Here is a 14,041-nt window from a genome sequence, read left to right as displayed (position 1 = left end):
CTCCTAGACCTCCACCAACTGCGCCCGGAGCGTGGCCAGGGCCCGCGAGATCGACGCCCGCACCGTGCCGACCGCGCACCCGAGGATCTCGGCGATCTCCGCATCCGGCAGGTCCTCGTAGAAGCGCAGGACGAGCGCGGCCCGCTGGCGCTTCGGCAGGCGGGACAGCCAGGCCCAGATCTGGTCCCGTTCCGCCGCCGCCTCGGCATGATCCACCGGTCCGGCGAGCGCCTCGTCCGGCTCCGCGCGCAGCAGCACGCGCCGTAGCCAGGAGCCGCGCCGCCAGTCCAGGTACTGGTTGGTGAGCATGCGGCGCACGTACCGGTCGGGCGAGTCGGCACGGGCCACGCGGCGCCAGTTGAGCTGGACCCGGACCATCGTCTCCTGCACCAGATCCTGTGCCAGATGCGGATCCTGGGTCAGCATGACCGCGTACCGCGACAGCGCGGGCAGCCGGGAGTCGGCGAACTCCGCATAGTCCAAGGGGCACCTCCGAGTGCTCTCCCAGGGATGACGTGCGCCGGCCCCTGAATCATTGCCAACGATCGCAAGAAAGTTATCCACCGGGGTTGAACTGCGCTTTTGCGGTTATCCCCAGGGTTATCCACAGGGGCGCCGGTTTATCCACAGGGCAGTTTTCCACAGGGGCGGATCACACCACGACCGCACGGCCGACCCGCACCGCCGGACGGCAGGGGCACGCCTTTCGCTGGCGGCGCGTGCGGCAGTGGTGACCGTGAAATTTGCCTGTCGCAATATCTGCGCCGACCCTAAGATCCACTTCGGAGATTTACAGATCGTGATTCTCCGATCACAGGAGGACTCGCCGCATGCGACACCTGACATCCCGTCGCTTACTCGCCGGCCTGGTCGTCACCATGACCGCCATAGCCGTCTCCGGCTCACCGGCCTCGGCCGCCGCAAACGGCCTCACCGCCCTCGTCCCCGACATCACGGTCGGAGCCGGCTCGTCCGGAGGCGGCTACCTCGTCGCGTCCTCGGAGCAGCCGGTCAGTACCACCGAGGTGACGGTCACGTTCGACACCACGGGCCTCACCGGGGTCGCCGAGGTGGCGACCGAGCCGGATCCGTGGGTGAGCGGGTTCACCTGCGAGACCGCCGGTGCTCTCATCACCTGTAGCCGCACCGCGAGCTGGCCGGTCAGTATCGAGACCTACCCCGTTCGCCTGTTCGACTTCACGGTGACCGCGGCCGCGGGAGCGCAGCACGACGACAGCGGCACGCTCGCATACACGCTGACGACCGACGGGAGGTCCGCCTCCGGCACGACCCGTGTGATCATCGGCGAGGGCGTCGACCTGGCTCCCTCCTCGGCCGAGCCGGTCACCGTCAGCGGCACGCCGGGTACCACGATCGACGCCCCCGTCGGTGTGCGCAACGTGGGTGAGACCACCGTGAGCGGCGCGATCCTCTACCTCTTCTTCCAGGACGAGATTACGCTGGCCCGGACCTACAGCAACTGTTACTACCAGGTCGGCCGGGAAACGACCGCATACTGCGAGTTCGACCGCGACCTCCTGCCGGGCGTCGCCTACACCGCTCGCCCCCGGCTCGACCTGGGCACGTCGATCGAGTCGCCGGGCCTCACGCTGGGCAGCCTGCGGTGGCTCACGCCGACCGACTGGAACGACGGCAACGGCATCCCCTACGTGCAGGGCACCGGCACCGAGCTGACGCTCGAGGAAGAGGCGTTCTCCGCGGCCCGGCGCACCCAGGTCGACGTCAACCCGTACAACAACTGGAGCTCCATCATCATCGAGCTGACCGGGCACAACCCGGCCGATCTCGCGGCGATCGGCGCCACGGTCGACGGCCCGGCCGGTTCCACCCGGACGATCCGGGTGGGGATGCGCAACGACGGTCCCGCTTCGGCCGGCGTCGCCGGGTCCGGCGAGGCCGCCGCCCAGATGCTGGTGCGTATCCCGGCGGGGACGAGGATCATCGCGGCGGACGGCAACTGCTGGCGCAGCAACCAGCACGGCGGCTACGTCTGCGGATATCCCGGGTCGCTGTTCCCAGCGGGCACCGAGGCCTTCTTCTCGCTCACGCTGCGGATCGACCAGGAGATCCCGAACGCCACGGCCACCGTCTCCGTGAACGAGGTGAACTGTGGAAGCTGCGACGATGGTAACCGCGCGAACGACGTCGCGTACGTCGTCGTGAACGGCGACGACGCCGCATAGAGCAAGTCCGGACCGTCGCCCCCGCAAGCCCTCGTGGCCGGCGGGGGCGGCGGCGTCCGTACCGAAAATGGAGCGAGACTCGCGTTCTCGCCTGGGACTATGTGCGGGTGCTGATGACCGTCTCGACCACGCATACGCCCGCCACCGACCTCGGCTATCTCCTCGTCAAGCATCCGGACCGGGTGCATCGCTTCGACATGCCGGCCGGTCAGGCGTACGTGATGTATCCAGAGGCGACGGCGGAGCGGTGCACGGCGGCGCTGCTGGTGGACATCGATCCGCACGCGCTGCACTCCGGGCGGAAGCGCGGCGCCAAGGCGCCCGACTCGGCCGGGCTCGGGCAGTACGTGAACGATCGGCCGTACGCGGCGTCCAGCATGCTCGCGTCCGCTCTGGGGAAGGTGTTCCGGAGCGCGCTGCGCGGCGCGTCGAAGGACCGGCCGGAGCTGGCCGGCACCGCGATCCCGCTGGAGGTCGAGGTGCCGGTGCTGCGCTGCCGCGGCGGTGCGGAGCTGGCGCCGCGGCTGTTCGGGCCGCTCGGCTGGGCGGCGGAGGCCACGCCGATCCCGCTGGACGACGACTGGGGTGACAGCCGGTACGTGCGGCTGCGGCTGACCGGCACGCTCCGGCTCGCCGACGCGCTCAATCACCTGTACGTGCTGCTCCCCGTGCTGGACGACGCCAAGCACTACTGGGTCGCGCCGGACGAGATCGACAAGCTGATCCGGGCCGGTGAGGGCTGGCTGGCCGGCCACCCGGAGCGTGCGCTGATCACCCGGCGGTTCCTGGCGCACCGCCGCGCGCTGGCCGGTGCCGCGCTGGCCCGGCTCGCGGAGGAGCGCAGCCGGCTGGCCGAACTGGACGACGTCGCCGACCCGGACACCATCGAGGAGCCGGCGGCGGAGAAGCGCCAGCCGCTGGCCGTGCAGCGCCGCGAGGCCGTGCTGGCCGCGCTGCGCGAGCTGGGCGCCGCGCGCGTGCTGGATCTCGGCTGCGGCCCGGGCGCGCTCCTCGCCGACCTGGTCCGCGACCGCCGGTTCACCGAGATCGTCGGCGCGGACGTCGCCACCCGCTCCCTGGAGATCGCGGAGCGGCGGCTGCGACTGGACCGGCTGCCGGACCGGCAGCGCGAGCGGATCAAGCTGTGGCAGACCGCGCTCACCTACCGCGACGACCGGCTGCGCGGCTTCGACGCGGCCGTGCTGATGGAGGTCATCGAGCACGTCGACCCGCCGCGGCTGACCGCGCTGGAGGACGCGGTGTTCGGGCACGCGGCGCCGGGTGCGGTGCTGGTGACCACGCCGAACGCCGAGTACAACGTGCACTACGAGCTGGACGGCATGCGCCACCACGACCACCGTTTCGAGTGGACGCGCGAGCAGTTCGCCGCCTGGTCGGCCCGGGTCGCCGGGCTCTACGGGTACGCCGTACGCCTGGCCGGTATCGGCGAGGACGACCCGGCGGCCGGCTCCCCCACCCAGATCGCGATCTTCACCAAGGAGGTGTCCGCATGACCGAGCTGACCATTCCCGAGCTGTCCCTGGTCGCGCTGGTCGGCATCTCCGGTTCCGGCAAGTCGACGTTCGCCCGGCGCCACTTCGCCGCCACGCAGGTGCTCTCCTCGGACGCGTTCCGCGCCATGATCGCGGACGACGAGAACGACCAGTCCGCGTCCGGCGCCGCCTTCGACGCGCTGCACTACGTGGCCGGCAAGCGCCTGGCCGGCGGCCGGCTGACCGTGGTCGACGCCACGAACCTGCAGGAGCACGCCCGCGCGGGCCTGCTGAAGGTGGCGCGGGAGCACGACGTGCTGCCGGTCGCGATCGTGCTGGACGTGCCGGAGTCACTGGCCTGGGAGCGCACCGAGGCGCGGGCGGATCGCACGTTCGGCCGCGAGGTGCTTGCGCGCATGCGCCGTGACCTGCGCCGGTCGCTCGGCCGGTTGCAGCGCGAGGGCTTCCGGAAGATCCACGTGCTGCACGGCCCGGAGGAGATCGACGCCGCGACGATCCGGTACGAGAAGCTCTTCAACGACCGGCGGGAGCTGACCGGCCCGTTCGACATCATCGGCGACGTGCACGGCTGCCGGTCCGAGCTGGAGACGCTGCTGACCGAGCTGGGCTGGGAGATCCACCGGGATGCCGCCGGGTACGCGGTGTCCGCGAGCCACCCGCGGGGCCGTACCGCCGTGTTCGTCGGTGACCTGGTCGACCGCGGGCCGGACACGCCCGGCGTGCTGCGCCTGGTGATGGGCATGATCGACACCGGCACCGCGCTCTGCGTGGCCGGTAACCACGAGGCGAAGCTGCTGCGCAAGCTGCGCGGCCGGGACGTGCGGCTGACCCACGGGCTCGCCGAGTCGGTCGCGCAGCTGGAGGCCGCGCCGCGCGAGCTCACCGACCGGCTGCCCCGCTTCCTCGACTCGCTGATCAGCCACTACGTGCTGGACGGCGGCCGGCTGGTGGTCGCGCACGCGGGCCTGAAGGAGGCGTATCACGGTCGCGCGTCCGGCCGGGTCCGCTCGTTCGCGCTGTACGGCGAGACCACCGGCGAGTCCGACGAGTACGGTCTGCCGGTCCGCTACCCGTGGGCGCAGGACTACCGGGGCAAGGCCATGGTGGTCTACGGCCACACGCCGGTGCTCGCGGCGGAGTGGGTCAACAACACCATCTGCCTGGACACCGCCGCGGTGTTCGGCGGCTCGCTGACCGCGCTCCGCTACCCGGAGAGGGACCTGGTCAGCGTGCCGGCGGAGGCAGTGCACTACGCGCCGGTCCGCCCGCTGCACACGCTGCCCGGTGCACAGCGCCCGGCGGACGCGCTGGAGCTGTCCGACGTGACCGGCCGTCGCCACCTGGAGACCGGATACGGCACGGTGACCGTCGCGGCGGAGAACTCGGCCGCCGCGCTGGAGGTGATGAGCCGGTTCGCGATGGACCCGCGTGCACTGCTCTGGCTGCCGCCGACGATGGCACCGTGCTCGACCGCGCCGTCCGGCGACTTCCTGGAGCATCCGGTGCAGGCGTTCGAGGACTACCGGTCCGCGGGCGTGACGAAGGTGGTGTGCGAGGAGAAGCACATGGGCTCCCGCGCGGTGGTGCTGCTGTGCCGGGACGCGGAGGCGGGCAAGCGGTTCGGCGTGTCGCGGGGTGCGGTCTGGACGCGTACCGGCCGGCCGTTCTTCGCCGACCCGGCGCTCACCGACGAGCTGCTGCGCCGCGCCGGTACGGCCGCGGAGACGGCCGGGCTGTGGGACGAGCTGTCCACCGGCTGGGTGCTGCTCGACTGCGAGTTGCTGCCCTGGTCCGCCAAGGCCGGCGCGCTGATCCGCGAGCAGTACGCGGGCGTCGGCGCGGCTGCGAACACGGCACTCCCGGCCGTACGGTCGATGCTGGCGTCCGCGGCCGGACGCGGCCTGGACGTGACCGCGCTGCGCGACCGGATGTCCCGCCGCGCCGGCGACGTGGCTCGCTACCGCGACGCTTACCGGCGGTACGTGCGCCCGACCGACGGCCTGACCGGTGTGACGCTCGCGCCGTTCGCGGTGCTGGCCGCGGACGGTGTCTCGTTCGCCGGGCGCAACCACGGCTGGCACCTGATGCTGGCGGACCGGCTCTGCGCGGCCGACCCGGAGCTGTTCACGCCGACCGCGCGCCGGGTCGTGGACCTCGGCGACGAGACCGCGGTCGCGGACGCCACGGCCTGGTGGCTGGAGCTGACCGGCGCCGGCGGTGAGGGCATGGTGGTGAAGCCGTTCGACGGTCTGGCCGTGAAGGGCGCGAAGGGCCGCCTGCAGCAGCCCGGCATCAAGTGCCGCGGCCGGGAGTACCTGCGGATCATCTACGGCCCGGAGTACACCGAGCCGGAGACGCTGGAGCGGCTGCGGAACCGTTCGCTCGGCCGCAAGCGCGGGCTGGCGCTGCGCGAGCACGGCCTCGGGCTGGGCGCGCTGGACCGGCTAGCCGAGGGCGCGCCGCTATGGCGGATTCACGAATTGGTGTTCGCGGTTCTCGCGTGCGAATCCGAGCCGGTCGACCCCCGTCTGTAACGAGAAAAGCACGGAACGGTGCGAAAGTGCGTGGCCGGGAATATCCGGCCACGCACTCTCGGCGAATTGGCAGTGCACGCTCAGCTCCGTAACAGATTCGCGTCTGGACTGCTTACCCGTAAGCGGTAACCTGTCTCCCCGTGGACAACGCCGACAACGCACGCTTGATCGTCGACAATCTGGCGCTCAACCCCCTCGATCCGAAGGATCTGATCACCACCGTCGGGCTGCTGGGCATCTGGGGCATTCTTTTCGCCGAAACCGGACTTCTGGTCGGCTTCTTCTTCCCGGGTGACTCGCTGCTCTTCCTCGCGGGCGTGGCAGCGTCCACGGTGGCGGAGCAGATCTTCGGCGAGGGCGTCTCGCTCTCGCTGCCCGGCCTGCTGATCGGTGCGCCGATCGCCGCGATCGTCGGTGCCCAGCTCGGCCACTGGCTGGGCGCGAGGTACGGCCGGCGGATGTTCGAGCGCCCCGAGTCGAAGCTCTTCAAGAAGGAGTACGTCGACAAGGCGGAGTTCTACTTCAACAAGTACGGTCCGGCCAAGGCCGTGGTGCTGGCCCGCTTCATCCCGATCGTCCGCACGTTCCTCAACCCGGTCGCCGGCATGCTCGGCATGCCCGCGAAGACGTTCTTCCTGTGGAACGTGGTCGGCGCCATCCTCTGGACCGACGGCATCATCCTGGCCGGTTACCTGCTGGCCGCACAGATCATCAAGGTCATCGACCCGGAGGACATCGACCACTACCTGCTGCCGGTGGTCGTGCTGATCGTTCTGATCTCGGTGCTGCCGGTCTTCTTCGAGTTCTTCCGGGAGCGTCGCGCGAAGGCCAAGGAGGCGGAGGCGCACGCCCGCACGGCCGAGGCCGAGGCGCGCATCGTGGAGGCCGAGGCGAACATCGTCGAGGCCGTCGAGCACGTGGTCGAGGCCGCGACGCAGCAGTTCCCGGCCGTCGCCGACCAGCAGCAGCGGCCCGGTCCGGGCGGCGGCCAGGTCTACGGCGGCGGTACGTACGGCACGCCGAACGACCGCCGGTAGGCAGATCCGGGCGGAGGGTTGTCCGCAGAAGACGAGAATGGCGCGGTCCCCAGGGGGCCGCGCCATTGTGTTACTCCCGGTCACCGGGCTCGGAGCGCCGTCCCCACGGCGCGCAACCGGACCCCGCTGGCCATGACGCCGGGCACGACGGGCCGGTGAGCCGGCCCGCCGTGCCCGGCGGTAAGACCGTCAGACTCAGCGAGTCTTCTTCGTCGCCCGCTTCCGCGGCGGGGTGAGCAGGTCAGCGATCGTGGCGATCGCCGACGGCACCAGCCGGTAGTAGGCCCACACACCGCGCTTCTCCCGCTCCAGCAAGCCGGCCTCGGTGAGGATGCGCAGGTGGTGGCTCACCGTCGGCTGGGAGAGCCCGAGCGGCGCGGTCAGGTCGCACACGCAGGCCTCGCCCTCCGGGGCGGACTGGATGAGGCTGAGAAGCCGCAGCCGGGCCGGGTCGGCGAGCGCCTTGAGGACACCCGCCAGACGCTCGGCGTCGGCACGTTCAATCGGCTCGCCGGCGAGCGGCGAGATCTGAGGCATGGTCAGTTCGGCCAACGCAGTTCCCACGAAATCCATCCTTCCACCTACAGCATCGATTCGCCTGCATATCAGCAGGTCCGAATCGGTAAACTTTTAGGCCGTTAGGCCGAGGTCGGCCAATGTATAGGCCGCTCGATAGGGCAGTCCCGCGGCCCGCACCGCATCGCCTGCACCTCGATCAACAATAACCGCTACACCCACTACCTCGGCTCCGGCCTGCTGCAACGCCTCGACGGCCTGCAGCACGCTGCCGCCGGTCGTCGACGTGTCCTCGACCGCCAGGACGCGCCGACCGGCCACGTCCGGACCTTCGATGCGCCGTTGCAGTCCGTGAGCCTTACCGGCCTTCCGAACCACGCACGCATCCAACGGTCGATCCGAATCCGCCGCGGCATGCAGCATGGCCACGGACACCGGATCGGCGCCCAGGGTCAAGCCACCCACCACGTCGAAATCCCAGTCCGCCGTGAGGTCTCGCATCACCCGCCCAACGAGGGGAGCCGCCGCGTGGTGCAGTGTGACGCGACGAAGGTCGACATACCAATCAGCTTCCTGCCCAGACGACAGCACGACCTTGCCGTGCACCACGGCTAAGTCAGTGATGAATTTACGCAGGTCGTCACGGTCGCCCATGGCGTTGAGGGTACTGCTCAATGCTGAGAAGCGAACGGTCGACCCGGCTCGACGCGAAAAAATCGGTTGGACGGGGGAGTGAATGACGTGACGGAGAGGTCCTCACTGAACGCTCCGACCAGCCCATCGAGGCCGATCGTCGCCTGAGGGTGACTCACCGGCCACCCAAAGAAACCACGACGGTAGATATTTGCTTCAACCGTCGAACGGGACAGACCGTGTCGGCGCTACCGCGCTTCGCGCAAATTTGATAGAGCGTGATTCCTCGATCGGTACGCCCGGTCAGCCGCACCGCGCAGCCGCCGGATCACCGCGTGCCCCGCCCGACGGCGCGGTTGCCCGCCTCGCTGAAGCGCCGGACGAGCCCGTGCGGCGTGTGCCGCAACGCGGTCGCGGCGAGCTTGTAGCGCATGGTCGGGACGCTAACGTAGCGGCCTTTACGCAGGTCAGACAAGGCCTTGGCGGCGACGGTGTCGGCCTTCAGCCAGATCCAGCCGGGCGACCCGGCGGTCGGGATACCGGCCCGCTGATGAAACTCCGTGCGGATGAAACCGGGACAGAGCGCGAGCACGTGCACACCGTGCCGGCGGACGGACTGAGCAACGGACTCGCTGAAATTGATCACGTACGCCTTCGTGGCGGTGTACGTCGATCCAGGCGCCGTGACACCGTAGCCCGCCACCGAGGAGACGTTGATCACACCGCCGGAGCGTCTTTCCGTCATTTGCGGCAAAACCGCAAAAGTCAGACGCATGACGGCTTCCACGTTGAGCCGCAGAATGCGCAGTTCGTCATCCAGCGTGGAGCGCAGGAATCGCTTGTTCAGCCCGATGCCGGCGTTGTTCACCAGAAGTTCGACCGGCTCGGACCGGAGGTACTTCTCGACCGCGGCGGTGCCGGACTCGGTCGCCAGATCGGCCGGGAGGACGTTCACCCGTACGCCGTGCCGGGCGCGCAGCTCCTCCGCGCTCGCGGACAGCCGGGCCGCGTCGCGGGACACCAGCGTCAGGTCCCACCGCTCCGCGGCCAGCCGGCCCGCGAACGCGGCACCGAGACCGGCGGTCGCGCCGGTGATCAGCGCGACACGGCGCGGCGGCTGCTCGGGCACGATCACCTCGGTGGGGGCGGCGGCGCCCACGGGGACCGCGACGGGTCGGGATGAGGCGCCACGGTGGGCATGGGCGGAGCCGGGAACGGCCACGCGGCGGGCACCGGCGCGTGCGGTGCCGTCTTCGCGCGCTGGCCGACCGCCAGGAACACGGCTACCAGAAAGTAACCAACTACTTGCGCTACGGCAAGCCCGATTCCGGCCGCGACCCACCAGCCCGGGTAGACGTCCGCGGACGCGGCGAAGACGCCGGCCACCCGCGGGTCGTCGGAGCCGAGGTCGCGCTGCAGCAGACCGGCCGCCAAGCTGGCCGCGCCGCCGCAGAGCCCGAGCGCGCAGACCACCCAGGTGGCCACGCGGGCCGCGGTCAGGCCGCCGCGCAGGCCCACGGCCAGCGACACCAGGAGCACACCGACCACGCCGGAGAGCACCACACCCGCGATCGCGGCGCCGCGGATGCCGCCCTCGACGCGGTCGGCCAGCGTCGGATCGCCGCCGAACCGCCGCGCGTCGGAGGCGAAGTCACCCAGCCCGTTTATGGTCAGCAGCAGGTGCAACGCGGCCGCCAGTATGCCGGCGACGCCCATCACGATCAGCAGCGCCGCGGCGAGCGAGACCGTGCCCGGCGGTCGCGTGGCGGGTGCTGGCACCGCCGGTCCCGAAACAGCCACGCGTTCCCCTCGACGTCACGTCCCCGGGCATGAACCTACTCGTCGAGGGGACAAAAAGTGAGCCCCGCCGCGCGGGGCGCGACGGGGCTCGTGCGACAACTCAGGGGTTCGAGGACGACGGCGGTGCGGGCGGATCCGACGGCGGCGGGCTCGGCGGGCCGGACCACGGCGGAGCCGGGTTGTCGAACGGCGACGGCCCCGATGCGGGCGGCCCCGACGCGGGCGGCGGCGGGTAGTCCGGCGGCGTGGCCCCACCCTGCGGTGCCGGCGGATAACCGGCCTGCGGCGCCGGCGGATAGTCCGGCGGGTAGGTACCCGGCTGGGCCGGCTGCGGCGGGTAGGGCGCCTGGCTCGGCGGCGGGTAAGCCACCCCGCCCGGGTAGCCCGGGTAACCCGCGCCCGGCGCACCCGGGTAATCGCTGCCCGGCACACCCGGGTAACCGCCCGGGTAGCCCGCGCCCGGCGGCTGCCAGACCGCGGCCGGCTTGCGGAAGAAGTCGTTCGCCGGCGGCAGCGCCAGCAGAATCACCACGGCCAGCAGAAGCAGCAGCGTGAGCACGCTGGTGACCACCGTGAGCGGGGTGACCCACGCCGGGATCGCGTCGGCCAGCTGCTGGTTGACCGCCTCCGGATCCGGCATGCCGCTGTCGGCGGGCAGGTCAGCGGTGAGTCCGGTCATCGCGCTGCTGAGCGCGGTGCCCGCCAGCCCGAAGCCGGTGCAGCAGATGCTGAGGCCGCCGATCACCCAGGTGGTCACGCGCGACGGGTTCTTGCCCTTGTTGTTGAAGATCGCCAACGCCACGAAGCCAGCCGCCAGCAGCAGGTTGACCACCACGCCGAACACCAGGCTGCCGATCACGACCGCCTCGGTGCCCTCGGCCGCGGTCCCGGCGTAGGCGTTCGCGTACACGTCCATGGTCGGCCCGATGGACACGATGGACGCCAGGCTGCCCAGCACCGTCAGTGCGGCCGTGGCGAACAGCAGATACCCGGCCACCGTCACGACGCCCGGCCGTTGCGGCACCGGCTGGACGCCCTGACTGTAGGGATTCGACACGACGCTCCCCTCTTATGCGATCGGTTTCACCACTGATGAAACCCGCTCATCAATAACTTCGCCATTCACTGCGTACATACTCCAGCACGTGCGGCGACAGAAGCGTGGAGACCTTCACGTCGACCGGGCCGCGGTCGGGCGGGAAAACCGCGCCGGCGGCCAGCACGGACGGGGAGAGGAAGCGCGGCGTGGCCGGTGGCTCGGTGCGCAGTGCGGGGCCGGGCGCGTCCGGCGCGGCCAGCACGAAGCCCCAGTCGCCGAACGACGGCACGTCCACGTGGTACGGCGTGGTGCCGAACCCGGCCGCGCGGATCGTCGCCTCGATGCACCAGAACGACTTCGGCGCGAAGTACGGCGACCCGGCCTGCACCACCATGCTCGCGCCCTCGTCCAGCACGTTGCGCACGAGCGTGTAGAACTCGACGGAGTAGAGCTTCGCGGTCGCGGTCTCGTCGGGGTCCGGCATGTCCACCACCACGGCGTCGTACCGGCTGGCCGCGGAGCGCAGCCAGGCGAACGCGTCCGCCTCCACCACCCGTACCCGTGGGTCCTCGAAGGAATCGCGGTTGAGTGCGCGGATCTCCGGGCGGGTCCGGGCCAGCGCCACCACGGCCGGGTCCAGCTCGACCAGCGTGGCCGACGTGACGGACGGGTACGCCAGCACCTCGCGGAGCGCGAGCCCGTCGCCGCCGCCGAGCACCAGCACGTCGCCCCGCACCCCGGCCATCACCGGGTGCACCAGCGCCTCGTGGTAGCGGTACTCGTCGACGGAGCTGAACTGCAGGTCGCCGTTGAGGAAGAGGCGCGTGTCCGCGACGCCGCCGGAGACGATCGGCACCGACTCGGTCAGCACGATCTCCTGGTAGCGGCTGCGCTCCGCGTGCACGATCGGGTCGCGGTAGAGCTCCTGGCGCGCGTTCACCTCGAAGTCGTACGCGACCGCGTACGCGTACCCGAGGCTGAGCGCGACCACCACGGAGCCGGCACCGAGCCCGATCTTCGCCCGGCGGCTCATCGCCGGGCGGAAGACCGTGAACACCAGGATCACCCCGGCCGCGGCATTGACCGCGCCGACCACCAGCGCGCCGCGCAGCTGACCGAAGACGGGCAGCAGCAGGAACGGGAACGCAAGCCCGCCGAGCAGCGCGCCCACGTAGTCGGCCGCGAACAGGTCGGCGACCGCGCTGCCCGCGGACTGCTCGCGGATGCGTTGCAGCAGCACCATGAGCAACGGGATCTCCGCGCCGATCAGCACACCGAGCACGAAGGCGGTACCGATCAGCGCGGGCGCGTAGAGGTCGAGCCAGGCGAACGCGGCGTAGAGGCCGAGCACGGAGAGGCCGCCGAGCAGCGCCAGCAGCAGCTCGATCGCGGCGAACGCGGAGGCGGCCCGGTGCTGGAACGGCTTGGCCGCGAGCGCGCCGACGCCCATCGCGAAGACCATCACGCCGAGCACGATGGAGGCCTGGCCGACCGTGTCACCGATCAGGTAGCTGCCCAGCGCGACCAGCGCCAGCTCGTAGACCAGGCCGCAGGCCGCGCAGACGAAGACCGCCGCGAGCACCGCGGCCCGGGCGATCCTCGGCCGTCCCGCGAAGTCCATCAGCGCTTCGTCGGCGCGGGCTGCGGCGTGCTCACCCTGCCACGCTGCCACACACCGATCCCGGCCGCGGCGAGACCGGCGAGAACGAAGCCACCGGCGAAGACCAGGAAGCCCCACCGGTCGCGCAGGAAGTCGTTACCGGCCGGCGGCAGCGCCGCGAGCGACCCGGCCGACGCGGCGGACGCGCCGGTGGCCGGCACCGGTGTCGCGGCCCCGGCCTCCGCGGTGACCAGCGGCAGCGACAGCGCGGCGTGCATGGTCATGAAGCCGGGCTCGTCGATGAACACGCTCGTGGTGAAGCCGATCGCGGCGAGGCGCCGGGCCAGGTCCGCACCGGTCACCCGCGAGCTGTTCGTCTCCACGGTCATCGACGCGGAGTCCTCGGCCTCGCTGCTGGCCGACGTGTAGGTGACCCGCGCGACGACCTCGATGTACTCCGGGCACCGGGTGGGGTCGGAGTCGACCGGCACCTGTGCGCCGAGGCTGGAGCCGCGGCTGACCGACGCACCCTCGGACGACGAGTTCGCCCGCAGGTCCCAGCCGTAGCACATGCCCTGCACAGCGGTGGCCGCGGCGAGCACGCGCGCGGTCTCGGTCGCCTGATCGGTGGTGGGTGGCGGCACCGTGGTGCTGTTGTCGGTCGAGCAGCCGGCCAGCGCAACGGCCAGCACCGCGAACGTGCCCGCGAGCCGCGCGACGGTGTTCATCAGATGATCGCCGCCGCGATGATCGCACCGGTGGCGACATGGATGACGGCGGAGACCCAGACGGCCGGGTGCGGCTCCTGCTCCACCAGAATCTCGCCGAGCCGGCCCGGGGTCACCGCGTCCAGCAGCAGGAACGCGCCGGCCATCAGCAGCAGGCCGAGCACGCCGTAGGCCAGCGTGCTGACGATGCCCTGGGCGAAGTCGTTGTGGCTGGCCACGATCGCGGAGACCACGATGATGCCGACGCCGAGCAGGTTCGACGCGAGCAGCACCGAGGCGTTGCTGTTCCGGTTCGCCCAGATCAGTACGTGCAGCTTGCCCGGCGTCGCGATGTCCACCAGCAGGTAGCCGACGGCCATCAGGGCCACACCGATCACACCGTACGAGAGCGTGATCAGCAGGTCGGTAAGCAGATCCATCGACTCAGCGCCTTTCG

Annotated in this window: 13 protein-coding genes; 4 read left to right on the top strand and 9 right to left on the bottom strand. The window is 70.9% G+C overall.

All coding sequences use genetic code 11. The features are described from left to right. Positions 1 to 3: 3 nt before the first annotated feature. On the bottom strand, positions 4 to 483 hold the full coding sequence (locus J2S42_RS22800) for a SigE family RNA polymerase sigma factor (RefSeq protein ID WP_307242235.1): 480 nt from the start codon (positions 481 to 483) through the stop codon (positions 4 to 6). A 347-nt stretch (positions 484 to 830) separates the two neighbouring features. Here J2S42_RS22800 and J2S42_RS22795 point away from each other — a divergent pair, with 347 nt between their 5' ends. The 4 genes from J2S42_RS22795 (at position 831) to J2S42_RS22780 (ending at position 7,289) form a co-directional block, all read left to right on the top strand. Further along, on the top strand, positions 831 to 2,204 hold the full coding sequence (locus tag J2S42_RS22795) for a hypothetical protein (RefSeq protein WP_307242234.1): 1,374 nt from the start codon (positions 831 to 833) through the stop codon (positions 2,202 to 2,204). Between the two features lie 107 nt (positions 2,205 to 2,311). Next, positions 2,312 to 3,718: a 3' terminal RNA ribose 2'-O-methyltransferase Hen1 gene (locus J2S42_RS22790; protein ID WP_307242232.1), complete on the top strand. Its 1,407-nt coding sequence runs from the start codon at positions 2,312 to 2,314 to the stop codon at positions 3,716 to 3,718. Further along, complete coding sequence (locus tag J2S42_RS22785) at positions 3,715 to 6,252, top strand: polynucleotide kinase-phosphatase (protein WP_307242230.1); 2,538 nt, start codon at positions 3,715 to 3,717, stop codon at positions 6,250 to 6,252. Before J2S42_RS22790 ends, J2S42_RS22785 begins: the two co-directional genes overlap by 4 nt. A 140-nt stretch (positions 6,253 to 6,392) precedes the next feature. Further along, positions 6,393 to 7,289 carry a DedA family protein gene (locus J2S42_RS22780; RefSeq protein WP_307242228.1) on the top strand — a complete coding sequence of 299 codons (897 nt, stop codon included), beginning with the start codon at positions 6,393 to 6,395 and terminating at the stop codon, positions 7,287 to 7,289. Positions 7,290 to 7,484: 195 nt separating this feature from the next. Here the strand turns inward: J2S42_RS22780 and J2S42_RS22775 are convergent, their stop codons facing one another. From J2S42_RS22775 to J2S42_RS22740, 8 genes are all read right to left on the bottom strand, one after another. Then, positions 7,485 to 7,862, bottom strand: a complete 378-nt coding sequence (locus tag J2S42_RS22775; protein ID WP_306836240.1) for an ArsR/SmtB family transcription factor — start codon at positions 7,860 to 7,862, stop codon at positions 7,485 to 7,487. Between the two features lie 57 nt (positions 7,863 to 7,919). Next, on the bottom strand, positions 7,920 to 8,459 hold the full coding sequence (gene pyrE, locus J2S42_RS22770) for an orotate phosphoribosyltransferase (protein WP_307242226.1): 540 nt from the start codon (positions 8,457 to 8,459) through the stop codon (positions 7,920 to 7,922). 307 nt (positions 8,460 to 8,766) lie between these two features. Next, a complete protein-coding gene (locus tag J2S42_RS22765) occupies positions 8,767 to 9,567 on the bottom strand; it encodes an SDR family NAD(P)-dependent oxidoreductase (protein ID WP_307248939.1) in 801 nt (266 codons plus the stop codon). A gap of 2 nt (positions 9,568 to 9,569) precedes the next feature. Continuing rightward, positions 9,570 to 10,217, bottom strand: a complete 648-nt coding sequence (locus J2S42_RS22760; protein WP_307242224.1) for a hypothetical protein — start codon at positions 10,215 to 10,217, stop codon at positions 9,570 to 9,572. Between the two features lie 121 nt (positions 10,218 to 10,338). Further along, positions 10,339 to 11,295, bottom strand: coding sequence for a hypothetical protein (locus J2S42_RS22755; protein WP_307242222.1), 957 nt, complete (start codon positions 11,293 to 11,295; stop codon positions 10,339 to 10,341). Positions 11,296 to 11,344: 49 nt separating this feature from the next. After that, positions 11,345 to 12,898 (bottom strand): polyamine aminopropyltransferase, encoded by a 1,554-nt coding sequence (locus tag J2S42_RS22750; protein ID WP_307248937.1) that lies wholly within the window; start codon positions 12,896 to 12,898, stop codon positions 11,345 to 11,347. Then, positions 12,898 to 13,605, bottom strand: coding sequence for a hypothetical protein (locus J2S42_RS22745; RefSeq protein ID WP_307242221.1), 708 nt, complete (start codon positions 13,603 to 13,605; stop codon positions 12,898 to 12,900). Before J2S42_RS22745 ends, J2S42_RS22750 begins: the two co-directional genes overlap by 1 nt. After that, positions 13,605 to 14,024 carry a DUF350 domain-containing protein gene (locus tag J2S42_RS22740; RefSeq protein WP_307242220.1) on the bottom strand — a complete coding sequence of 140 codons (420 nt, stop codon included), beginning with the start codon at positions 14,022 to 14,024 and terminating at the stop codon, positions 13,605 to 13,607. Before J2S42_RS22740 ends, J2S42_RS22745 begins: the two co-directional genes overlap by 1 nt. Between the last annotated feature and the right edge of the window lie 17 nt (positions 14,025 to 14,041).

The sequence above is a fragment of the Catenuloplanes indicus genome, from assembly GCF_030813715.1.
Classification (GTDB): Bacteria; Actinomycetota; Actinomycetes; order Mycobacteriales; family Micromonosporaceae; genus Catenuloplanes; species Catenuloplanes indicus.
Note: the sequence above shows the minus strand (reverse complement) of the source record. Positions and strands in the feature narration are given on the sequence as shown.

Coding starts and splice junctions, on each gene's coding strand:
- J2S42_RS22795 (WP_307242234.1), top strand. CDS start 831: ATGCGACACCTGACATCCCGTCGCTTACTCGCCGGCCTGGTCGTCACC.
- pyrE (WP_307242226.1), bottom strand. CDS start 8,459: ATGGGCGACCGTGACGACCTGCGTAAATTCATCACTGACTTAGCCGTG.
- J2S42_RS22740 (WP_307242220.1), bottom strand. CDS start 14,024: ATGGATCTGCTTACCGACCTGCTGATCACGCTCTCGTACGGTGTGATC.
- J2S42_RS22750 (WP_307248937.1), bottom strand. CDS start 12,898: ATGGACTTCGCGGGACGGCCGAGGATCGCCCGGGCCGCGGTGCTCGCG.
- J2S42_RS22745 (WP_307242221.1), bottom strand. CDS start 13,605: ATGAACACCGTCGCGCGGCTCGCGGGCACGTTCGCGGTGCTGGCCGTT.
- J2S42_RS22775 (WP_306836240.1), bottom strand. CDS start 7,862: ATGGATTTCGTGGGAACTGCGTTGGCCGAACTGACCATGCCTCAGATC.
- J2S42_RS22785 (WP_307242230.1), top strand. CDS start 3,715: ATGACCGAGCTGACCATTCCCGAGCTGTCCCTGGTCGCGCTGGTCGGC.